Consider the following 21,441-nt stretch of genomic DNA (forward strand, 5'->3'; position numbering starts at 1 on the left):
CTTCTTCCTTTCGTCGAGAGCCGTCTCATGCATCTGCAGACTGCACCGCGCCGTTCCGTGGTGGCCAACGCCTTCTACGGCCTGCTCAATCCCATTCCGTTCGGCTGCTTCGTCGCCGCGCTGATCTTCGACATCGTCTATGCCCGCAGCGGCGTGATCCTGTGGACCAAGGCGGCGGCCTGGCTGATCGCGATCGGGCTGGTCATCGCCATCTTGCCGCGCCTGATCAACCTGGTGCAGGTCTGGATCACCGCGCGGCGCTCGGTGCTGCCGGTGGAACGGCTCGACTTCTGGCTGAACCTGCTCGCCATCGTCGCCGCCATCTTCAATTCCTTCGTGCACAGCCGCGACGCGTATGCGGTGGTTCCGGCCGGGCTCTGGCTCTCGATCGTCACGGTCGCGCTGTTGGCGATCGGGCATGTGCTCATCGCCATCCGCACCACGCCACGCGAGGGTTACGTCCATGGCTAAGCGCCTGAGCCTGTCCGTTTTCGCGCTGAGTTGCGCCATGGCCCTGGCTGCCTGCAGCGGCAAGGCCGCGCTCGAGCCCATCCAGCAGGCGGGCAACGCGCCGCCGTTGCCGCAGCCGCGCAACTTCCTGCTGCCGCCGATGCAGGTTCCCGAGGGTGTGGGCTGGAAGGAGGGGCAGGCGCCCACAGTGGCGGCTGGCCTGAAGATCGAGAAGATCGCCGGCGGCCTGAAACATCCGCGCCAGCTGTACGTGCTGCCGAACGACGACGTGCTGGTGGTGGAGGCCAATTCGCCGGGGATGGAGCCGGTCACCACGCCCAAGCAACTGATCGCAGGGCTGGTGCAGAGCCGCTCCGGCAAGAGCGCCAAGGGCGGCAACCGCATCACCCTGCTGCGCAGAACCGCGGACGGTAGGTGGGAGCAGCATGCGTTCTTGAAGGGGCTGCATTCGCCGTTCGGGGTGCAGCTGATCGGCGATGCGCTGTATGTCGCCAACACCGACAACATCATGAAGTTCCCCTACGTCGCCGGCCAGACCGAGATCACCGCGCCCGGCACGCTGTTCGCCGATCTCCCCGGCACGATCGAGCACCATTGGACCAAGGCACTGCTGGCCAGCCCCGACGGACGCAAGCTGTACGTCGGCGTGGGCTCCAACAGCAACATCGGCGAGAACGGGCTGGATGTGGAGTACCGCCGCGCGGCCGTCCTGGAAGTGGACGTGGCCTCGGCCAGCAGCCGCATCTTCGCCTCGGGCATCCGCAATCCGACCGGACTGCAGTGGGAGCCGCGCACCGGCAAGCTGTGGGCGATCGCCAACGAGCGCGACGAGATCGGTGCCGACCTGGTGCCCGACTACCTGACCTCGGTGCAGGACGGCGGCTTCTACGGCTGGCCTTACAGCTACTACGGGCAGAACGTGGATGTGCGGGTCAAGGACCAGCGCCCGGACCTGGTGGCCAAGGCGATCAAGCCGGACTATGCGCTGGGTTCGCATGTGGCGGCGTTGGGCTTGTGGTTCACCCGCGGCGAGACGCTTCCGGCCAAGTACCGCGAAGGTGCGTTCGTCGCCGAGCACGGCAGCTGGAACCGCTCGCCGCTCAGCGGCTACCAAGTGGTCTACGTGCCGTTCCAGCACGGCCGTCCGGCCGGTCCGCCGCAGACCGTGGTCAGCGGCTTCCACTCGCAGGACGAGTCGCAGCTGTTCGGCGCTCCGGTCGGCCTGGCGCAGGACAAGGACGGCGCGTTGCTGATTGCCGACGATGTCGGCAACAGCGTCTGGCGCGTGCGCTTCTGACCGGTCGCACGACGCCGCCCACCGGTATGTGGGTGGCGTCGTCTGTACGCGATGCCGCCTCGTGTAGGCGCCGGCCTTGTCGGCGCGGTGCAGTATGTGGGTGGTCTAGCCGCGCAGCCGGATTGAGGAAAGGAAGAGCAGATATCTACAGCCGCACGTCCACTAGACCAAGTGCGTCGTAACACGCCTTGGCAGCGCGGCGCTCAGCCCAAGCGGATCCAGTCCAGCGCCAGCAGCATGTCGATCGCCGCTGCCGCCGCCTGTTGCGCGTTTTCCAATGGCTCGATCGCGTGTGCGTCATTCAGATGGGCAAGAAGCTGCTCGGCCTCGCGCAACTGCCCAGGATGCGCCGCCTGGAGGCGGCGCGCGGCCTGGAACACCGTCATGATGTCCTCGGCGTGGTCGGTGTTCCTGATCCGCGCGAACAACTCCACCGCCTTGCCGATCTCTGCATCGTAGGGCGCGTACGCCGCTGCGAATCGGGCGTGCTCCCGGATGTACTGGGGCGACGCGTGCAGTGCCATCGTCCGCGCCTGCGGCTGTTCCTGCAGCCAGTTGCGGTTGGCCAGGTCGGCCAGGATGGACCGGACATCGCCCTGGCGCGGCCCGCGGCCGGCATTGCCGAACGCCAGCCCGGTCGGCACGCCGAGTTCGGTCATGGCCCAGCAGAGCGTCTGGAACAGCGTACGCCCGATCGGCCGTGCCTCCGATCGGGCCTGCAGCCGCCGCAGCACTTCCATGATCGCGATCCAGCCGGGCTGGGGCGCGACCCGCGTGCCGGTGCCCTCGGCCGACCCATGCGCAGGCTGCGACAGGAAGGCGGACTCAAGCTGCGCCAGCGGCGTGCCGTACGGCGCATAGACCTCGATGTCGACCGGCAGGTGCGCGAGTCTGCGGTAGATCAGCGGACCCACCTCGCTCCAGGCCAGGCCGCCATTGCCGCAGCCCAGCGGCGGCAGGGCGAGGCTGCGCACGTCCCATTCGCGCAGATGCGCTGCGAGGTAGTCGAGTCCCGCCGCGATGTCCTGCAGACGCGACGGCGAGCGCCAATGGCGCTTGGTGGGGAAGTTGAGAATGCGCAGGCCGCTGGCATCCTGATAGAGATACGGTTCGCCGATGCGCACGCGGCCTTCCCGGCAGCGCGCTGCGTAGTCTTCGAACATGGCCGGGTAGCGCCGCTTGAATTCCTGCGCGATGCCCTTGCCCATGATGCCGGCGCAATTGACCGCGTTCGCGTAGACCTGGGCGTGGCTGGCGAACAGGTCGCCGATACGTGCCTTGAACATGCTGCGATCCGTCGATGAAGGAATTCCCGCGGCAGTGCTGATCGGTCGCCCGCCATGGGCAGGTCGCGCTGCGTGTGCGGTGCGGCGACATGCATGGCCTGGCCCAGGACAGGCCGACGCGGCCGCGGTGATGACGCGTCAGCGCGTGTGCGCAAGCAGCGTCCTGCAGCGAAAAGGCGGCCATGGCAGCAGCGGGAAGCGCGCGAGCATGCGGCGGCGGCGTCTCATGTCTTGAGATTGGCGAACCTGGGCGGACGGTGCGGGTTGCATGTGATCGCCGACGCAAGACCCTCCCATCGACGGCAACGATCCTCGGCCGTAGGAGCGGCTTCAGCCGCGACGGGTGACCGGTGATGCCTCGTCGCGGCTGAAGCCGCTCCTGCGGAGGCGGCTGCTCTGATGATGTCCTGCGCGCAAGAACAAATGGGTGGCTTGCTGGGCGTATATGAATCATATACGATCCATATACATTTGCCACGTCGGAAGCCACCATGGGCATCGTCAACATCGATGACGACCTGCACGACCAGCTGCGCCGCGCCTGCACGGTGACCAGCCGGTCGATCAATGCGCAGGCCAATTTCTGGATCAAGGTCGGCATGCTGTGCGAGATGAACCCGGAGCTGTCGTTCCAGGACATCGTGGCGCGCGAGTTGCGTGCGGCGGGGGTGCGGCCGCAGGCGGTGACACCGGGGCGGACGTGATCAAGCAGCCGGACGAGCTGGCGCGGCTGGCCGAGTCCGGGCGCCTGTTGGCGCAGGTGTTCGCGCGGCTGGACGGGATGTCGCTCCTTGGCCGCAGCACGCTGGAACTCAACGACCTCGTAGAGCGGATGATCGTGGACGAGCTGGGTGCGCGGCCGGCGAGCAAGGGCCAGTACGGGTTCCCGTTCGTGCTCAATGCCTCCATCGACGACGTGGTCTGCCACGGTGTGCCGTCGGCCGACGCGGTGCTGCGCAACGGGCAGATCGTCAATCTGGACATCACCCTGGAGAAGCACGGCTATATCGCCGACTCCAGTACCACTTACCTGGTGGGCGAGGTGGGCTATCCGGCGCGGCGCCTGGTGCAGGCCGCGTACCAGGCGATGTGGAAAGGCATCGCCGCGGTGCGTCCCGGCGCGCGGCTGGGCGACATCGGCCACGCCATTGCGCGGCATGCGCGTGCGCACGGCTATACCGTGGTCAAGGAGTATTGCGGCCACGGCATCGGCCGCGCCATGCACGAGGAACCGCAGATCCTGCACTACGGGCATGCCGGCACCGGCCTGGAGTTGCGTGAGGGCATGGTGTTCACCATCGAGCCGATGCTCAACCAGGGGCGCGCGGCGATCCGCTCGCAGCCGGAGCAATGGCCGGTGCACACGCGCGACGGCAAGCTGTCGGCGCAGTTCGAGCACACCGTGGCGGTCACCGCCAGCGGCGTGCAGGTGCTGACCTTGCGGCCGGGGGAAGTGCCGTTGTGCCGGGTGGGGTGAGGACGGCGATCGGTGGTGGCGCGGGTGCGATCGATGCTGAGCATGATGGGTGGCGATCGTCGTGTCGTGCTTGGTCGCGTCGCGGCTGAAGCCGCTCCTACGAAGAGGGGCGGCAGCGCCAGCGGCGCGTTGGCTCGACGCATGGGCCTGCCGGTCTAACTCTCGGCCGACGCACCCCCGCCGCGCCGTGCACGCCAGCGCGCCACGCGCTCCTGCAGCCCAACCACGCAGACGAAGAACGCCGGCACGAAGAAGATCGCCAGCACGGTGCCGCTGACCATGCCGCCGAACACGCCGGTGCCGATGGCGTGCTGGGTCTCGGCGCTGGCGCCGCTGGCCAGCATCAGCGGCACCACGCCCAGGGCGAAGGCCAGGGAGGTCATCAGGATCGGCCGCAGGCGCAGGCGCGCGGCGTGGGTCGCGGCCTCCGCCAGGCCCTGGCCATCGCGATGCAACTGCCGCGCGAACTCGACGATGAGGATGGCGTTCTTCGCCGACAGGCCGATGATGGTGATCAGGCCGACCTTGAAGAACACGTCGTTGGGCAGGCCGCGCAGCATCACCGCGGCCACCGCGCCGAGCAGGCCCAGCGGCACCACCAGCAGCACCGACAGCGGAATCGACCAGCTCTCGTACAGCGCCGCCAGCACCAGGAACACCACCAGCGCCGACAGTAGCATCAGCAGCGGCGCCTGCGCGGCCGACTGCCGCTCCTGCAGCGATTGTCCGGTCCAAGCCACGGCGAAGCCGGGCGGCAATTGCGCGGCCAGCCGTTCCATCTCGGCCATGGCCGCGCCGCTGGATACGCCGGGTGCGGCGCCGCCGGCGATGCGCACGGCCGGGAAGCCCTGGAAGCGCATCAACTGTTGCGGGGCGTCGGTCCAGCTGGCGCGCACCACTTCGCGCAGCGGCACCATGCCACCGCTGTCGCTGCGTACGCGCAGGTCCAGCACGTCGTCCAGTTGCATGCGCGACGCGGCGTCGGCCTGCAGGATCACCTGCTGCATGCGCCCGGCGTTGGGGAAGTCGTTGACGTACAGCGAGCCCATAGCCGCCGACAGCGTGTTGCTGACCGCGGCGAACGACAGACCCATGGCTTCGGCCTGTTGGCGGTCGATCTCCAGGTGGATGCTCTTGCCCGGCGGCAGGCCGTCGGCATAGACATCGCTGACCACGTCGCTGCGCGCGGCCAGCTCCAGCAGTTGCGCCTGCGCGGCCATCAGCGCCGCCTCGCCGCGGTTGCCGCGGTCCTGCAGGTACACGGTGAAGCCGGAGGAAGTGCCGAGCTCGTCGATGGCTGGCGGCAGCAGGCTCATCACCGTGCCTTCGGGTAGCGTCGCCATCGCCTGTTGCGCGCGCTCGGCTTCGTCGCGCGCGCTGGCGCCGTCGCGCTGGTCCCAATCCTTGAGCATGGTGAAGGCCATGGCCGCGTTGCTGCCCGAGCCGGAGAAGCTGAAACCCAGGATCGTCAGGTTGGACGCCAACGCCGGGCGGGTGGCGACGTGCCGCTCGAACGCCTTGACCACGTCCAGGGTGCGCTCGCTGGTGGCGCCGGTGGGCAACTGGATCGAGGTCATGAAATAGCCCTGGTCCTCTTCGGGCAGGAACGCCGAGGGCAGCACGCGCATCGCCAGGACCAGCGCCACGCACAGCGCCGCGAACACCGCCATCACCCGCCCGCCGCGGCGCAGCAGCCAGGTCACGCGCGCGGCGTAGCCACCCGCAAGACGTTCGAAGCCACGGTTGAACGCGCCGAAGAAGCCGCGCCTGGTGTGGTGGCCGGGTGCGACCGGGCGCAGCACGGTGGCGCACAGCGCAGGCGTCAGGGTCAGCGCCAGGAACGCCGAAAACAGGATCGACACCGCCATCGCCAGGGTGAACTGCTGGTAGATCACACCCACCGAGCCGCTGGCGAAGGCCATGGGGATGAACACCGCGGTCAGCACCAGGGTGATGCCGACCACCGCGCCGCTGATCTCGCGCATCGCCTTGGTGGTGGCTTCCCGCGGCGGCAGGCCTTCGCTGGCCATGATCCGCTCGACGTTCTCCACCACCACGATGGCGTCGTCGACGATGATGCCGATCGCCAGCACCATGCCGAACATGGTCAGCACGTTGATCGAGAAGCCGGCCAGCAGCATCACCGCGAAGGTGCCCAGCAGCGCGATCGGCGCGACGATCGCCGGGATCAGCGTGTAGCGCACGTTCTGCAGGAACAGGTACATCACCAGGAACACCAGCACCATCGCCTCGAGCAGGGTCTTGAGCACCTGCTGGATCGACAGCTTGACGAACGGGGCGGTGTCGAACGGGATCGAGTAGCTCATGCCCGTCGGCATGCTCGCGGCCAGTTCCGCCAGCCGCGCCTTCACCGCCTGCGCGGTGCGCAGCGCATTGGCGCCGGGCGAGAGCTGGATCGCCGCGCTGGTGGCGGCGGCGCCGTTCTCGCGGTTGGAGAAGCCGTAGGACTGCGCGCCCAGTTCCACCCGCGCCACGTCGCCCAGGGTCACCCGTGCGCCGCCGCTGTCGGCGCGCAGCACGATGGCGGCGAACTGCGCGGGCGTGGTCAATTGCCCGGCCACGGTCAGCGGCACGCTCAGGCGTTGCCCGCGCACGGCCGGCTCGTCGCCGAGGCGGCCGGGCGCGATCTGCGCGTTCTGCTGCTCGATCGCCTGCGCCAGCTCGGTCATGGTCAGGCCGTAGGCGATCAGCTTGTCCGGATCCACCCACACGCGCATGGCCTGCTCGGCGCCGAACAGCTGCACGCGGCCGACGCCGTCGATGCGCCGCAGTTCCTGCACGATGTTGCGGGCCAGGTAGTCGTTCAGCGCCACTTCGTCGTAGCGGCCGTCGGGCGAGGTCAGGCCGACCAGCATCAGGAAGCCGGAGGCGGCCGATTCCACCTGCAGGCCGTTCTGCCGCACCGCCTGCGGCAGCCGCGGTTCCACCGCCTTGAGGCGGTTCTGCACGTCCACCTGCGCCAGCTCCGGGTCGGTACCGGGCTTGAAGGTGGCGGTGATCTGCGCGCTGCCGGCGCTGTCCACCGAGGACTCGAAGTACAGCAGGTTCTTGACCCCGGACAGTTCGCGCTCGATCAGGCTCACCACCGAGTCGTTGAGCGTCTGTGGCGTGGCGCCGGGGTAGACGGCCATCAGCGATACCGACGGCGGCGCCACCGACGGATAGCGCGCCACCGGCAACTGGCCGATGGCCAGGGTGCCGAACAGCACGATGAACAGCGCGATCACCCAGGCGAAGACCGGGCGTTCGATGAAGAACTGCGGCATGGCGGCGTCCCCGGCTCAGTCCGTGCCCGCGGTCGCGACCGCCGGCGGCTGCCATGCGCGTGCATGCACCCGTGCACCGGCGCTGAGCCGGTCGATGCCCTCGACCACCACCCGCTGCCCGGCCTGCAGGCCGGCGACTAAGCGGTACTGGCCCTGCACCAGCTCACCCAGTTGCACCGTTGCGCTGCGCACGCGCGCGTCGGCGTCCAGCACCCACACCTGCGCGCGCTTGCCGACATGGGTGACCGCCTGCTGCGGCACGCGCAGCGCCTGCGCGTAGTGGGCGCGCGGCACTCTTGCGCGCACGTACATGCCCGGCAACAGGCGCCGCTGCGGGTTGTCGACGAGGATGCGCAGCAGCACATCGCCGGTGGCGGCATCGACGTTGATGCCGGAAAACAGCACGCGCCCGCTCAGCCCCGAGGGCGTGCCGTTGCGGTCGAGGATCTGCGCCGGCAGGCCGTCGCCGGCGGCGGCCTTTACGCGCGCGGCCGGGTCCAGCGGGTCCTGGTCGGCGGCGGACTGGCGCACGTCGACGTAGACCTGGTCGATCTGCTGGATCACCGCCATTGGTGCGCTGTCGCTGGGCGAGACCAGCGCGCCCTCGGTGAGCAGCGCCTGGTCGATGCGGCCGTCGATCGGCGCATCGACCGTGGCGAAGGCCAGGTCCAGGCGCCGCCGCGCCAGCGTCGCCTGCGCTTCGGCCACCGCCGCGGCGGCCTGCGCGCGCTGGGAGGCGGCATCGTCGTACATCTGCCGGCTGACCATGCTGGATTCCAGCAGCCGCTGCAGTCGGGCGTGCTGCACATCGGCCAGCACCTGCGCGGCCTGGGCGCGGTGCAGCGCGGCCGCCGCGGTGTCCATCTCGGCCTTGAACGGCGCCGGATTGATCTGGAACAGCGCATCGCCGCGGCGCACGTCGGCGCCCTGCTCGAAGAAGCGGCGCTGCACGATGCCGCCGACCTGTGGGCGGATCTGCGCGCTGCGTACCGCGGCCACGCGTCCTGGCAGATCCACGCTCACCGTCATCGACCCCGGCTGCAGGGTCACCGCGGTGACCTGCACCGGCGCGGCCACGACCTGCGGCTGTGCGCCGCCACCGCAGCCCGCCAGGGCCAACGCCAGCGCCCCACCGATGCCCAGAATCCATACCTGTTGCCGCATGCCCATGCCTCGTGCCTCGCCGCTGCCGCCGCGGATGCGGCGGACGCCTAAGCCGCGCATGGTCGCGGCCGCGGGTTGCGCGGCGTTCGATGCGATGTGGAGATATGATGGAGATCCGCCCGTTCGGGCCGACGCGCCTTCGCTGCCACCATGTCCGTTTCCTCTCCGGGCGCCGCCGTGCCCGCGTCCGCGCCGCTGGTCCTGATCGCCGAAGACGAGAGCGAGATCGCCGAGATCCTCAGCGCCTACCTGGCGCGCAGCGGGTTGCGCAGCGCCCACGCCGCGGATGGCCGCGCTGCGCTGGACCTGCACCTGGCGCTGGACCCGGACTTGATCCTGCTGGACGTGCAACTGCCGGCGGCGGACGGCTGGAAGGTGCTGGCCGAACTGCGCCACCGCGGCGAGACGCCGGTGATCATGCTCACCGCGCTGGACCAGGACATCGACAAGCTGATGGGCCTGCGCCTGGGCGCCGACGACTACGTGGTCAAGCCGTTCAATCCGGCCGAGGTGGTGGCGCGGGTGCAGGCGGTGCTGCGACGCTTCCGCGGCAATGGCGCCGAAGAGGCGCGCAGCCTGCGCGTGGGCGCCTTCCATGTCGATCTCGACCAGCACGCAGCCAGCGTGCGCGTGGGCGAGCAGCGGCACGCACTGGACCTCACGCTCACCGAATTCAAGCTGCTGGTGCGGCTGATGCGCGCGCCGAAGCGGGTGTTCAGCCGCGCCGAATTGCTCGACGCCTGCCTGCCGGAAGGCGACACCCAGGAGCGCACCATCGACAGCCACATCAGCAAGCTGCGCAAGAAGCTGGAGGCGCTGGGCGTGCAGGGCACGCCGGCCAGCGTGCGCGGCGTCGGCTACCGGTTCGGAACCGGCGTGTGAGTCGCGCCCCCGGCCTGCGCCGCCAGGTGATCCTGTCGCTGGGCGCGCTGGCGCTTTGGATCATCCTGCTGTCGGTGGTCGGCTCCTACGTGTTCTATGCGCTGGCGGCGGCGTACAAGCCGGACAGCATCTCCGACACCTGGGTGCCCTCGCGCGTGGAGATGCTGTGGATCGGCGCCACCGCGGCGTTGGCCGTGGCGATCGCGGTGGCGGTGGCGGTGCGGCTGTCGCGGCGCATCCTGACCCCGTTGAATTCGGTAGCGCACAGCCTGCGCGAAGTGGCCCAGGGCAATTTGAGCGCGCGCGCGAGCATGGACGCGCATGCGCTGGGCGAGACCGCGCAGCTGGTGCGCGACTTCAACGCCATGGCCGATCGCCTGCAGGCGATGACCCGCGAACGCGCGTTCTGGAATGCCGCCGTCGCCCACGAGTTGCGTACACCGGTGACGATCCTGCGCGGGCGCCTGCAGGGCCTGGCCGAAGGCGTGTTCGCGCCGGACGTGGCGGCGTTCGAGAGCCTGCTGCGGCAGGTGGAAGGCCTGAACCGGCTGATCGAGGACCTGCGCGTGTTGAGCCTGACCGACAGCGGTCACCTGGAGTTGCAGCCGGCGCCGACCGACCTGGTCCAGGAAGTGGCCGCGGTACTGCATGCGTTCGACGCCAGCCTGGCCGCGCGCGGGCTGCTGCTGGAACCCGCGCTGGCGCTGCGCACGCCGGTGCTGTGCGATGCGGTGCGCATCCGCCAGGCACTGATGGCCTTGCTGGAGAACGCGCAGCACTACGCCGAGCCGGGCCCGCTGCGGGTGGGCGTGCAGGCCGACGCGGGCCAGTGCGTGCTGTTCGTGGAAGACAGCGGCCCCGGCATCGCGCCGGAAATCGCCGCGCGCGTATTCGATGCCTTCCGCCGCGGCGATCCCTCGCGCTCGCGCAAGAGCGGCGGCAGCGGCCTGGGCCTGGCGGTGGTCAAGGCCATCGCCGTGGCGCATGGCGGCGACGCGCTGTGCCTGCCTGCCGGCAGCGGGACGCGGTTCGAGGTGCGCTGGCCGCTGGCGTCGGCGGAGGCCGCGCCGCGCTAGGCGCGTGGCCTCAGGCTGAGGGTGCGTCGCCGGACACGCGCGCCGCGCGCCCCGGCAACATGCGGGTCAGGACATCGTCGCGCCGTACCCAGTGATGGAACAGTGCGGCGGCCACGTGCAGCAGCACCACCACCCACGCGATCCATTTGCCGATGAAGTGGTGGACCACGTCGATCGGCGCTTCGAACGCCTCCCAGCTGAGGTGCCAGGTGCGGCTGATCCAGGCGAACAGCGCGGTCTCGTTGAAGCCGGTAATGCGGAACAGGCCGACATCGGTCGGCGCGCCGGTGCCGATGTAGCCGGTCAGCGGCATCACGATCAGCAGCGCATACAGGCTCCAGTGCGCCAGGTGCGCGAGGCGGTGCTCCAGCGCGGAGCCCGGTGGGTCGTCCGGTTGCACGTCCAGCCAGCGCCACAGCAGCCGCGGCAACACCAGGAATCCCACCAGCAGGCCCAGCACCCAGTGGATGTTGAGCACCGGCAGCGAGGCGTCGGAGCTGTCGTCCATGAACCAGATGACGTAGTACACCACCGCATATGCGCCGATGAAGGCGGCCGCGGTGGTCCAGTGGAACAGCTTGGTGAGGGCGCCGAAGCGCTGTGTGGTGTTGCGCCAGTGCATGTACGTGGTCCGGTACGGGGGCGAGGTAGGGCGTTGCGCGCTCAGCGGGTGCGCAGGCTGTCGAGCAGCCGATCCAGTGCGTGGAGCGCGTCGGCCAGCCGTGCATGCAGGTCGGCGTCCGGCTCGGCGATCCAGAACGCCGCCTCGGTGATCGCGCCGTAGAGCATGTGTGCCATCACCCCGGCATGCAGTGGCGCCACCGTGCCGGCGGCGATTAGGGCGTCCAGCGCGTCCTGCAGCGCGGCGATACCTACCGACTGCGCCGCAGGCGGCACGTCGCCGAACACGGCGCGCGCGTCCTGCAGGATGATCCGGCGGATCTCCGGTTCCAGCGCCAGTTCCAGGTAGGTGCGGCAGCGGCGGCGGAAGCCGTCCCACGGCGTCGGCGCGGCATCGGACACCGCCTGCAGGCGCAGTCCGACTTCGGCCTCGATCTGCTCGATGACCGCGATGAGCAGGCCGTCCTTGCTGCCGAAGTGGTGATACAGCGCGCCGCGGGTGAAGCCGGCCTCGGCGGTCAACACGTCCATCGAGGTATGCGCGAAGCCGTGTGTGGCGAACGCCTGCCTGGCCGCGGCCAGCAGGCTGGCGCGGGTGGTCTCGATCATCTCGCGGCGGCTGCGGCGCTGGTGCATCGGGGAATCTCATTCACATACGAGGCGTACGTTATTTGCGTACACAGCGTATGTCAATGCGTTTGGTTGGGTTTGTGCTGGATGGCCGGGCGCTCTGGACGCTCGCCGCCGGCACTCCGTTGCACCTTCAAGGCGTGTGGTGTGGGTGGCTTTGCCTATTCGCCGCCAACGCCACCGAGAGGCGTCCAGCCGTGACAGCGCAGACGCCGTGGCGTGTGAGTGCGATAGGGTGCAATTAGGTGCTGTCGGCGGTGCCGCGAAGGCTGCAGCAAAGGGCGCCGATCGGACCGGTCAGGATCGACCGGCGCATCCGGTTGTCGCTCGCACGCGATGCGCGTGGCATGGACTTCGCTCACGCACTACCCAAGGCCTTCACTGCGTCTGTGGTCTGGTGACCACTGCACAACCGAACTGGAGTGTCGAATGGACACCACGCTGATGCCCTGGGTCGCCGGACTGTTCGTCCTGCTCATCGCCGCGATGCTGTACCTGGTGACCCGCGCCAAGAAGAACCGCAACCGCCCGGCGCAGGATCACGCCGCCACCAAGAGCGACGTGGACAGCGCATCCAAGCGCTAGCGTGTCGCGGCAGGCGTGGCGGCGGCCATTGCCTGCATCCCGGTCAGGTGTCCGTGTCGATCGGTGCGAAGCGCGGGCGGTGCACGCCGTCCACCTCCACCTGCTCGACGAACATCGGATACGGCCGCACCCACAACTCGCCTTCGCCGTACAGCGGCCGGTACAGCACCAGCGGTTCCAGCGTCTCGCTGCTGCGGACCACGCCCAGCACCTCGTATTCGCCGCCCTTGAAGTGGCGGTAGCGGCCCAGGGCGATGGAAGGCAGCGGGCTGAGGTCGCGCATGACGGAGTTCTGTTGGGCGGGGGAGCGCGAGTGTAGCTGGCTACGTCTGCGCGCTTTCGGCGTCGCGAGGGCGAATTGCGCGGACCGCGACGGTTCGCCGCTTCGTCTGACCCACGGAAAGCATCTCTCGTAGGAGCGGCTTCAGCCGCGACGGGCGTTCCCGATCATGCCCGTCGCGGCTGAAGCCGCTCCTACAGGGTGGCTCCCAGACAATCAGACAACCGGCGCTCGAGAGACCCCGTCCATCGTAGCCAGCACGCTGTACGTCGGCGCGTGCGCACCGCTCATGTTGCGCATGACCCGCAAGCAGATGACCGGCGCGTCGTTGGGCGCCCGGCCCGCGATGTCATTGCCGAGCATGTCGGGTGGACGATGTCCGCCGCTGTACGCCGTGTGCAGGTTGATCGAGCGCGCGCAAAGGTTATGGCGCCAAATCGGCGAAGTCGAACGCCTTCCCCGGCTCGGCGGCGACGAAGTCGGAGGCGGCGATGCCGGCTAGATGCAATGCGGCGGACAGCGCTTCGCGCGGCTCATCACGGCCTTCGTCGGTGAGCTGGAAGGTGCCCCAGTGGATGCCGAGCGCACGCCGCGCGCCGGTGTCGCGGAAGATCCGCACCGCTTCGGTCGGGTCGATGTGCTGCGGCGCCATGAACCAGCGCGGCGCGTAGGCGCCGATCGGAATCAACGCCACGTCGGGCGCGCCGTGGCGGTCGCGGATCTCGCGGAAGATGGCGCCATCGCCGTAGCCGGTATCCCCCGCGAACCACACCGATCCCCGCGCGGTCTGGATGAAGAAGCCGGACCACAGCGCCATCCTGCGGTCGGCGATGCCGCGGCTGGACCAATGGTTGGCGCGGGTCAGCGTCGCCGTCGCGCCCCCGCCGATCGGCAGCCGGTCGTGCCAGTCGCCGGTGGTGATGCGTGCATCGGGAACGCGCTTGCGCAGCAGGACGTCGTTGCCCAGCGGCATCACGAACAGCGGCTGGTGCACAGCGTGCAGCTTGCGCAGGGTCGCCAGGTCGAAGTGGTCGTAGTGGTTGTGGCTCAGCAGCACCGCGTCGATGGGTGGCAGGTCCGCGAAACGGATACCCGGCTCCGTCACCCGCTTGGGCCCGGCGATCTGCGAGGGGCTTGCGCGCTGCGACCACACCGGGTCGGTGAGCAGGTTGAGGCCGGCGGCCTGGATCAGCAGCGTGGCGTGGCCGACCATGGTGATGCGCAGGCCGTCGTGCCGCCGCGCAGGCACGGCCGGCGTCACCGGCACCTGCGCGGGCCAGCGCACCGCGCCCATGGCGGCTTTCCAGCGCAGGACCTTGCTCAGCGCGTTGTCGATGGTGGGCTGGCCGGGGTTGAAGAAGCGTACGCCATCGAAATGGTCGCTGACGGGGCCACGGTAATAAGGGTTGGCCATTGAGGCGCGATCCGGATGACGCGAGGGGAGGGAAGGTTACCCGTCAGCGGCGTAAGCGTGCGTGCGCGCCTGCCTCGGCTGCCGCGCTATGGTCCCGGCCGGTGCCACGTGCGGCTTCACTTCGGCGTGCCCAGCCCACCCATGTTGAGCATCGCCCGCAAGCCGATCACCAGCGCGTCGTCCGGCGCACGGCGCGCCGCGGGATTGCCCAGGATGTCGGGATGGACGATGTACTGCACGTTCGGCACCAGGAACAGCGGCGTCTGCGCGATGCGGTAGCTGTAGTTGAGTTCGAACATGAGTTCGTTGCGCGCGATGTCCGGGGCGGCGCCGCGCTTGCGCAGCAGGTCGTTCATGTAGCCCTGCTGGTCTGCACTGAAGCGGTAGTAGTGCGCGATCGCGCCCATGCCGTCGCCGGGCCGCGATGCGAACGGGCCGCTGTAGTACAGGCCGGCGGTGACCTGCAGGTCGTACACCTGGTGCTTGTCGAACGGGGCGGCGATGTTGCCGAAGGCGACCAGCATGCGCTTGCTCGCCATGCCCTGCGGCCGGTACAGCGCGCGTTCGCCGAGCGCGTAGGCGCCCCAGCGCCCGCCGTCGTACAGGCGCGCAGGGCCACCGACCAGCCCGCGCAGGCCGCCGGCCTGGTTGTAGCGCAGGTCGCTGTAGTCGGCCGAGTTGTACCAGAGGCCGGCGAGGTAGCGCGGTGCGCCCTTGCCCAGTGCGGGATCGGGTTCGTAGCCGACCTCGAGCGTGCCCAGCACGCCGCTGCTGTCGGCGGTGCTCCAGTCCAGGCCGTGGTTGTTCTTGCGCTGCGAGTTCAGTTCGAATGCGCCCACCGAGACATAGGTGGCCTCTGGCTTGTAGCGCAGCTTCGCGCCCCAGTTCACGTAGGGAAAGCCGACGAAGCCGCCATCGGCCTGGCTCAGCTGGAACGGGCAGTCCGAAGCGCTGACGAAGCGGCAGCCGTAGCGGCTGCGCGCGAATTGCCAGGTGGTGTTCATGCGTCCGGCGACCAGTTGCCAGCGCCCGTCGGCGAAGGTCTGTTCCCAGGTCAGTTGCGCCAGTTGCGCCTGCTGTTGCGGATACCAGTAGCCCTGCACCTTGACCGCGTTGCCGATCTGCCGCTGCGACAGGCTGTCGCCGTAGTACCAGGCACCTGTGGCGTGCAGCGTGGCGCCGGGAATGCCGAACAGCCGCTGCAGATCCAGGTCGGCACCGGCGACCACGCCGCCGGCATTGCGGTCGCCACGCGACAGGCCGCCGTCGACGTTGCGCGCGTAGTCGTTGGACCAGACCAGGCGCGGCGCGATGCCGTGGTCGTCGAGCCATTGCGCGGTGTCGGCGGCAATGGCGGAGGCCGGCAGGGCGGCGGCCGCAAGCAACGAGACGCAGGAAAGAGAACGGGACATGGGACGCTCCACGGACGAGACGAAGCACTCGCCGGACGTGCGCGGTGGGTGCGCGGCGACGCGGCAGTGCGCGAAGGGAAGACACCTTCCGGTCGTGGAGCCGCAGCACGGCGTCGCGTCCGTCGGCGACGGGCACGCCTGTGTGCAGACCTGTGGGGGGGACCGGCAAAGAAACGCGAGGGCAGACCGGAACGCGTTGCGCGGCGCCGAGGTGCACGCCATCGCCGCAGCGGATGGGCCGCGCAACTGCGCGGCCCATCGAGCTGGAGGCAACCCGTGCGGGTCAGCCCACCTTGCCGAGGCCGGCGGCGGCCATCGCCGCGGCGATCTCCTTGTCGGCACCCTCGGCCAGCGGCAGCAACGGCGAACGCACCGTGGCGTGGTCGAGCAGGCCGCGCGCGACCAGCGCCCACTTCAGCGCCACCGAGCCTTCCATGTGCGAGCCGCGGTGATAGACGCTCTTGGTCACCGGCAGCAAACGGTCGTGCAGCGCGCGCGCCTTGGCGTAGTCCTTGGCCTTGCCGGCGGCGATCATTTCCAGCAGCGGCTCCGGGGCGATGCAGCCATAGCCCACCAGCGCGCCATCCACGTCGAACATGGTGTGCAGCAGATACTCGTCGTGGCAGGTCAGCACCGGCACGTGCGGGCGCTCCTTGCGGAACACCGGGATCTCGGTGTCCCAGCGCTTCATGTTGCGCACGCCGTTCTTCATCGCGACCACGCCCGGCAGCGCGGCGATCTCCAGCAGCGTCTCCAGGTCGTAGGTGGCCTTGGTCGCGTCCGGGTACTGGAACAGGATCATCGGCAGCCCGCTGGCCTCGTGGATGGCCTTGTAGCGGTCCTGCGGCGCGCCCTTCTGGTAGCCGAAGCGCAACCAGCCGTGCGACGGGTAGATCAGGCCGGCGGAGGCGCCGGCGGCGACCGCGCGCTTGGCTTCGTCGGCGGCGACGCGGGTGCCTTCCAGGGTGATGCCGGCGATGATCGGGATGCGGCCGTCGACCGCGTCGCGGAACGCGGTGATCACCTTGGCCTGTTCGTCGCGCTCCAGGAACGTGCCTTCGCCGGCGTGGCCGAGCACGGTCAGGCCCTTGACCCCGTCGATGCCGCCGAGCCAGGCGCCGATGCGCTTGATCGCGGGATAGTCGACGGCGCCGTCGCGGGTGAACGGGGTGACCGGGGCGGGGACCAGGCCTTTCAGGTCGAGAGTGCTCATGCTCATTTCCTCTTCTTCGGATCAACGGGGGATGGAATCGAACGCGGGGTCCGACGGGGGTGGTGCGGAGGTGTTGTGCGATGCGCCAGCGGCGGTGCCGGCGATGCGCTCAGGGAGACAGCTGCTCCAGCGATTTGCCCTTGGTTTCCAGGGCGAAGCGCCAGGTCACGACGGCGCCGGCCAGCAGCACGGCGGCGAAGGCCGCGAACACGTAGCGGATGCCGAGTCCGGCGATCACCGCGCCGACCAGCAGCGGCCCGCAGGCCGAACCCAGGCGCAGCCAGGCGCTGCCCAGTCCGGTGCCGATGGCGCGGATGCGGGTGGGGTAGAGCTCGGCCGAGTACAGGTACAGCGAGAAGGTGATGGTCTGCACCGCGGCATAGCCCAGCGCCGCGAACACCAGCACCTGCGGCGCCGAGGTGCCGCCGAGCGTCGCCAGCGCCAGCAGTGGCACGCCGCCGGCCACGAACGCCAGCCCATACCAGCGCTTGCGCCCGACCTTGTCGATCGACAGCGCGCAGGCCACGGCGGCGGCGACGCCGGCCAGCGAGGTGAAGAAGCCATAGGCGATGCTCTGCTGCAGCGACAGCCCGAAGTGCGTGCGGTACAGCGTCGGCAGCCAGGTGATGATGCCGTTGGCCACCAGGTAGGAGCAGAACCACAGGCTCCAGATCACCAGCGTGCGCTTGCGATAGACGCTGCCGAACAGCTCGCGCCAGTCCGAGCGCTGCGCCTTGGGCAGCGCGCTGCGGTCGAACGCTGGCGCCGGCAACGGGCCATGCTGGCGCTCGGCGCTGCGCTCGAGTTCGGCCACGATCGCATCGGCCTTGGCGTAGCAGCCCTTGGACGCCAGCCAGCGCGGCGATTCGAACATGAAGAAACGCAGCGGAATCATGATCGCCGCCGGGATCAGCCCGACCATGAACATCGCCTTCCAGCCATAGGCCGGCACCAGGAAGTAGCCGATACCGCCGGCGGCGACCAGGCCGAGCAGGAACATCACCTCGTACAGCAGGAAGAAGCGGCCGCGCTTCTTCGAACCGATCAGTTCGTTGATGTAGGCGCTGGCCACCGGCACCTCGCCGCCGGTGCCGATGCCCTGGACGAAGCGGAACGCGATCATCGCCGCGGCGCTGCCGGCGAACAGGCAGGCCACGTCCATCGACACGAACAGCAGGATGGTGAACAGCAGCACGTGCAGGCGGCCGATGCGCTCGGCCAGCCAGCCGAAGAACACCGAGCCCAGCAGTTGGCCCAGGTAGCCGGCCGACAGGATCGCGCCGATCTGCGCCGGCGACAGCTGCCACTCCTTGGTCAGCACCGGCATCGCGTAGGCGATGGCGATCACCGTATAGCCGTCGAAGAACGTCGCGGCGCCGACGATGTTGCGCGCCCACCACACCTTGCGGGTGATCGGCAGGCGCTCGAGGCGTGCGCCGATCTCCGCCTGCGCCTCGGCGATGGACGGCGCGTGGGCGGTGGTCGTGGCGGTGGTGGCAGGGGCAGGGGTGGACATGAGCATCGTGGCTGCCTTTCGCAGGAAAAGGGGCGCCTGGCGCGGGCGCCGAAGCGTCCACGAGGCGAGACGGACAGGGAGAGCCGGGCGGCGCCCGGGCGGATCAGGTGCTAGGCGCGGTCACGGCAACGCTCCCGCTGGCCTGGATCGCGAAGGCGATGTCCTTGGCGGCCAGCAACGTGGGCTGCAGGGCGGTGTCGAGCAGTTCGGCGTGGCTGGTGCGCACCGACGGCGCCGCGACGCTGATCGCGCCGAGCGGATAGTCGTCCGCATCCAGCACCGGCACCGCCAGCACGCGCAGGCCTTCGGTCAGCATCGACTCCAGGATCACGTAGCGGTCGCGGCGGATGCAGTCGAAGGTACGCCGCATCGTGGCGATCTCCGGGGTCTGCGGACCATCCACGTCGACCCCGGTCACCCGCGTCACCTCCGCCGGCGCCAGGTGCGCCAGCATCGCCAGGCCGATCGCGGTGCGGGTGCTGGGCACCGTGGTGCCGATGCGGATGTCCACGCCGAGGCGGGTGATGCCGGCACGGACGCGTTCGATGTAGAGCACGTCGGGGCCTTGCAGCACCGCGAAGCTGGCCGCTTCGTTGACGTCGCTGACCAGCGTGCGCAGCAGCGGCCGCACCACGCTGCGCAGGTCGCGGCGGGCGATGGCGTGGAAGCCGAGGTCGAGCACCTTCAGGGTCAGGCGGAAGCGGCGGCTCTCCGGCACGCGATGCACGTAGCCCAGCTCCACCAGGGTGTTGAGCATGCGGAAGGTGGTGCCGGGATCGAGCCGGGCCAGGGCCGCGATCTGGCTCAGCGACAGTTCCTCATGCTCGGACGAGAACGCCTCGAGCACGCGAAAGCCCTTGGCCAGCGACTGCACGGTGCTGCGCAGCTTCTTGTCCCCGGCCTCGTCGCCGTCGTCGGGCGCGGCGCTGGGCGCGCGCTGGGAAATCGTCTTGATCATCTGCAGTTCCTGGAGAACCCGGGGAATCGCCAGCTTGCTCGACCCGCCCGATACTGTCGCTTGACAAGTGAATTTCGGATTGCGAAAATTATTTCGTAATTTCATGCCAAGACCCCGCCTGGGCGCTCGATGCGTCAAGTTGCGGCGCAACATGCTGCGTGGGCGGTTCGCCCTGCGCGTCGACGATCCGTGGTTTCGAAACCTCCGAAAACCGAGTCATCGCCTGCTGGTGTTGCGTAGGCGCGAGGCCATGCCGCGCCATCGCGCGATGTCCATTCCTGGAGCGGCGCCTGTCGCGAGGCACGTGGCGTCGCGTCTGTATCGCCAGGTAGACGAACGCGGCCGTGCGCGGCGATGTCAGCCCTGCTGGCAGACATCGAGACGATCGCGCCGATACCGTGATGCATGGCTCGAACGACCCGACAGACGCCGCCCCCGCCGGCGCAGACATGGTGGCAAGGACTCTCGTTCAAGCGCACCGCGGCCGAGGTGTCGGCGGTGCTGGTGGTGATCGGCGCGACCTACGGCTTCGTGCAGTACGTGGAGGTCAAGCCGCTGCAGCGGCAATTGGCCGAGGCGAAGGCCGCGGCCTGCAAGTCGGAGGCCGCCGCGTCGTCGGCGATCATGACGCTGCTGCCGGGCGAGAGCCGCACGCTCTTCGACGGTGCGCTGACCGTCGCCAACCTCACGCCAGCACAGGACGACGCCAAGGTGCGGTTGCGCATCGCGCCGTTGGGTGCGGCCACGGTCGACAAGCTCCAGCCGGTCCCGGGAGACCGCTTCCTGGTGCAGGCGCCGGGGCGTGGCCGCTATGCGGTCTACCTGCATTCCAGCAGCGTGCAGTTCGTGGAACTGTCGATCCTGCGGCAACCGTGAGCGTGGCGCTGGCGCTGCCGCGCCATTCAAGAAATCCCGCGCATGGCCGCCATTGCGGATAGAGAAGCCGTTTCGCCGGAACGGCCGCCGCTCGGGGGAACGCGCATGCTGTCCTTGCCACGCCTGCTGGGTCGCCACCTGGCCAAGTTCCTGTCCAAGCCGCGCCGCCACGGCTCGCAGCTGCCGACCAGCCCGCCGCAGCTGTTGCGCGCCACGCTGCGCAAGGGCGATGTGCTGCTGGTCGAGGGCAACAGCCGCTTCTCCACCGCCATCAAGTACCTGAGCCAGTCCACCTGGTCGCATGCGGCGCTGTACATCGGCGACCACGTGGCCGCGGTTCCCGGCGAAGAAGCGCCGCTGTTCTGCGATGTCGACATCAATGTCGGTGTGCGCCTGGTGGGGTTGAGCGAGTTCGCCGGCCTGCATACGCGCATCTGCCGCCCGGTCGGGTTGAGCGCGCAGGAGATCGAGACCGTGGTGGAGTACATGGTCACGCGGGTCGGCAACAGCTACGACCTGAAGAACATCTTCGACCTTGCGCGCTACCTGATCCGCACGCCGCCGCTGCCGTCGTCAGTGAAGCGCCGCTTCCTGGAGCTGGGCAGCGGCGAGCCGACCCGGGCGATCTGCTCGACGCTGCTCGCGCAGGCCTTCGGCGCGATCCGCTATCCCATCCTGCCGGAAATCGACAGTGCGCCGCCTGCGGACGCCGACGCCGTGGAGGACGCGGAAGTCCTGCATCCGCGCCACCATAGCCTGACCTTGCCGCGAGATTTCGACGTCTCGCCGTACTTCAACGTGGTCAAGCCACGCTTGCAGCACGGTTTCGATTTCCATCGCCTGGTGTGGGAGCCGCATGCCGCCACACCGCATGCGGCCGCGACGCCGCTCGATGCGGCGATGGCCTGACGGGGAGCGTCTCCAGCGCAGAACTGTGGTGCGCGTTCATCTTGCGCCACCCGCTGCGGTTCAAGTTCGAATGCCGGTGGGCCGATA

20 protein-coding genes are annotated in these 21,441 nt (G+C 69.2%); 9 read left to right on the top strand and 11 right to left on the bottom strand.

What is annotated here, in order from left to right; all coding sequences use genetic code 11:
- Positions 1-27 precede the first annotated feature (27 nt).
- Both AC1PLR_RS03540 and AC1PLR_RS03545 read left to right on the top strand, forming a co-directional pair.
- Positions 28-471, top strand: a complete 444-nt coding sequence (locus AC1PLR_RS03540) for a DUF2231 domain-containing protein (RefSeq protein ID WP_481102697.1) — start codon at positions 28-30, stop codon at positions 469-471.
- Positions 464-1,768 carry a PQQ-dependent sugar dehydrogenase gene (locus tag AC1PLR_RS03545; protein ID WP_481102698.1) on the top strand — a complete coding sequence of 435 codons (1,305 nt, stop codon included), beginning with the start codon at positions 464-466 and terminating at the stop codon, positions 1,766-1,768. The genes AC1PLR_RS03540 and AC1PLR_RS03545 overlap by 8 nt, the downstream gene beginning before the upstream one ends.
- Before the next feature lie 203 nt (positions 1,769-1,971).
- Here AC1PLR_RS03545 and AC1PLR_RS03550 read toward each other — a convergent pair whose 3' ends face one another.
- Positions 1,972-3,054 carry a macro domain-containing protein gene (locus tag AC1PLR_RS03550; RefSeq protein ID WP_481102699.1) on the bottom strand — a complete coding sequence of 361 codons (1,083 nt, stop codon included), beginning with the start codon at positions 3,052-3,054 and terminating at the stop codon, positions 1,972-1,974.
- A gap of 491 nt (positions 3,055-3,545) precedes the next feature.
- Here AC1PLR_RS03550 and AC1PLR_RS03555 point away from each other — a divergent pair, with 491 nt between their 5' ends.
- Positions 3,546-3,758: a ParD-like family protein gene (locus AC1PLR_RS03555; protein ID WP_010340731.1), complete on the top strand. Its 213-nt coding sequence runs from the start codon at positions 3,546-3,548 to the stop codon at positions 3,756-3,758.
- Positions 3,755-4,531, top strand: a complete 777-nt coding sequence (map, locus tag AC1PLR_RS03560; protein ID WP_481102700.1) for a type I methionyl aminopeptidase — start codon at positions 3,755-3,757, stop codon at positions 4,529-4,531. The genes AC1PLR_RS03555 and map overlap by 4 nt, the downstream gene beginning before the upstream one ends.
- A gap of 155 nt (positions 4,532-4,686) precedes the next feature.
- Here map and AC1PLR_RS03565 read toward each other — a convergent pair whose 3' ends face one another.
- Together AC1PLR_RS03565 and AC1PLR_RS03570 are read right to left on the bottom strand one after the other, a co-directional pair.
- The gene (locus tag AC1PLR_RS03565) at positions 4,687-7,818 is read right to left on the bottom strand and encodes a multidrug efflux RND transporter permease subunit (protein ID WP_481102701.1); all 3,132 of its coding nucleotides are present in this window, start codon (positions 7,816-7,818) and stop codon (positions 4,687-4,689) included.
- A 15-nt stretch (positions 7,819-7,833) separates the two neighbouring features.
- Positions 7,834-8,982, bottom strand: coding sequence for an efflux RND transporter periplasmic adaptor subunit (locus AC1PLR_RS03570; RefSeq protein ID WP_481102702.1), 1,149 nt, complete (start codon positions 8,980-8,982; stop codon positions 7,834-7,836).
- 150 nt (positions 8,983-9,132) lie between these two features.
- Here AC1PLR_RS03570 and AC1PLR_RS03575 point away from each other — a divergent pair, with 150 nt between their 5' ends.
- Both AC1PLR_RS03575 and AC1PLR_RS03580 read left to right on the top strand, forming a co-directional pair.
- Positions 9,133-9,864: a response regulator gene (locus tag AC1PLR_RS03575; protein WP_481102703.1), complete on the top strand. Its 732-nt coding sequence runs from the start codon at positions 9,133-9,135 to the stop codon at positions 9,862-9,864.
- Positions 9,861-10,940 (top strand): ATP-binding protein, encoded by a 1,080-nt coding sequence (locus AC1PLR_RS03580; RefSeq protein WP_481099904.1) that lies wholly within the window; start codon positions 9,861-9,863, stop codon positions 10,938-10,940. The genes AC1PLR_RS03575 and AC1PLR_RS03580 overlap by 4 nt, the downstream gene beginning before the upstream one ends.
- A gap of 10 nt (positions 10,941-10,950) precedes the next feature.
- Here the strand turns inward: AC1PLR_RS03580 and AC1PLR_RS03585 are convergent, their stop codons facing one another.
- Positions 10,951-11,562 carry a cytochrome b gene (locus AC1PLR_RS03585; protein WP_481102704.1) on the bottom strand — a complete coding sequence of 204 codons (612 nt, stop codon included), beginning with the start codon at positions 11,560-11,562 and terminating at the stop codon, positions 10,951-10,953.
- Positions 11,563-11,603: 41 nt separating this feature from the next.
- Positions 11,604-12,197: a TetR/AcrR family transcriptional regulator gene (locus tag AC1PLR_RS03590; protein WP_481102705.1), complete on the bottom strand. Its 594-nt coding sequence runs from the start codon at positions 12,195-12,197 to the stop codon at positions 11,604-11,606.
- Positions 12,198-12,620: 423 nt separating this feature from the next.
- Here AC1PLR_RS03590 and AC1PLR_RS03595 point away from each other — a divergent pair, with 423 nt between their 5' ends.
- The gene (locus AC1PLR_RS03595) at positions 12,621-12,776 is read left to right on the top strand and encodes a hypothetical protein (RefSeq protein WP_019796750.1); all 156 of its coding nucleotides are present in this window, start codon (positions 12,621-12,623) and stop codon (positions 12,774-12,776) included.
- Positions 12,777-12,819: 43 nt separating this feature from the next.
- Here the strand turns inward: AC1PLR_RS03595 and AC1PLR_RS03600 are convergent, their stop codons facing one another.
- The 6 genes from AC1PLR_RS03600 to AC1PLR_RS03625 form a co-directional block, all read right to left on the bottom strand.
- Positions 12,820-13,059, bottom strand: coding sequence for a DUF1653 domain-containing protein (locus tag AC1PLR_RS03600; protein ID WP_481102706.1), 240 nt, complete (start codon positions 13,057-13,059; stop codon positions 12,820-12,822).
- Positions 13,060-13,480: 421 nt separating this feature from the next.
- On the bottom strand, positions 13,481-14,470 hold the full coding sequence (locus AC1PLR_RS03605) for an MBL fold metallo-hydrolase (protein ID WP_481102707.1): 990 nt from the start codon (positions 14,468-14,470) through the stop codon (positions 13,481-13,483).
- 116 nt (positions 14,471-14,586) lie between these two features.
- A complete protein-coding gene (locus AC1PLR_RS03610; RefSeq protein WP_481102708.1) occupies positions 14,587-15,882 on the bottom strand; it encodes a carbohydrate porin in 1,296 nt (431 codons plus the stop codon).
- A 283-nt stretch (positions 15,883-16,165) separates the two neighbouring features.
- The gene (locus AC1PLR_RS03615; RefSeq protein ID WP_010340742.1) at positions 16,166-17,095 is read right to left on the bottom strand and encodes a dihydrodipicolinate synthase family protein; all 930 of its coding nucleotides are present in this window, start codon (positions 17,093-17,095) and stop codon (positions 16,166-16,168) included.
- 109 nt (positions 17,096-17,204) lie between these two features.
- Positions 17,205-18,611 carry an MFS transporter gene (locus AC1PLR_RS03620; RefSeq protein ID WP_481102709.1) on the bottom strand — a complete coding sequence of 469 codons (1,407 nt, stop codon included), beginning with the start codon at positions 18,609-18,611 and terminating at the stop codon, positions 17,205-17,207.
- A gap of 103 nt (positions 18,612-18,714) precedes the next feature.
- On the bottom strand, positions 18,715-19,569 hold the full coding sequence (locus AC1PLR_RS03625; protein WP_481102710.1) for an IclR family transcriptional regulator: 855 nt from the start codon (positions 19,567-19,569) through the stop codon (positions 18,715-18,717).
- A 405-nt stretch (positions 19,570-19,974) separates the two neighbouring features.
- Between AC1PLR_RS03625 and AC1PLR_RS03630 the strand changes: the two genes are divergently transcribed.
- Together AC1PLR_RS03630 and AC1PLR_RS03635 are read left to right on the top strand one after the other, a co-directional pair.
- Positions 19,975-20,445, top strand: coding sequence for a hypothetical protein (locus tag AC1PLR_RS03630; RefSeq protein ID WP_481102711.1), 471 nt, complete (start codon positions 19,975-19,977; stop codon positions 20,443-20,445).
- A gap of 105 nt (positions 20,446-20,550) precedes the next feature.
- On the top strand, positions 20,551-21,354 hold the full coding sequence (locus AC1PLR_RS03635; RefSeq protein ID WP_481102712.1) for a YiiX/YebB-like N1pC/P60 family cysteine hydrolase: 804 nt from the start codon (positions 20,551-20,553) through the stop codon (positions 21,352-21,354).
- Positions 21,355-21,441: the final 87 nt, after the last annotated feature.

This window comes from Xanthomonas sp. NCPPB 3570 (assembly GCF_056725115.1).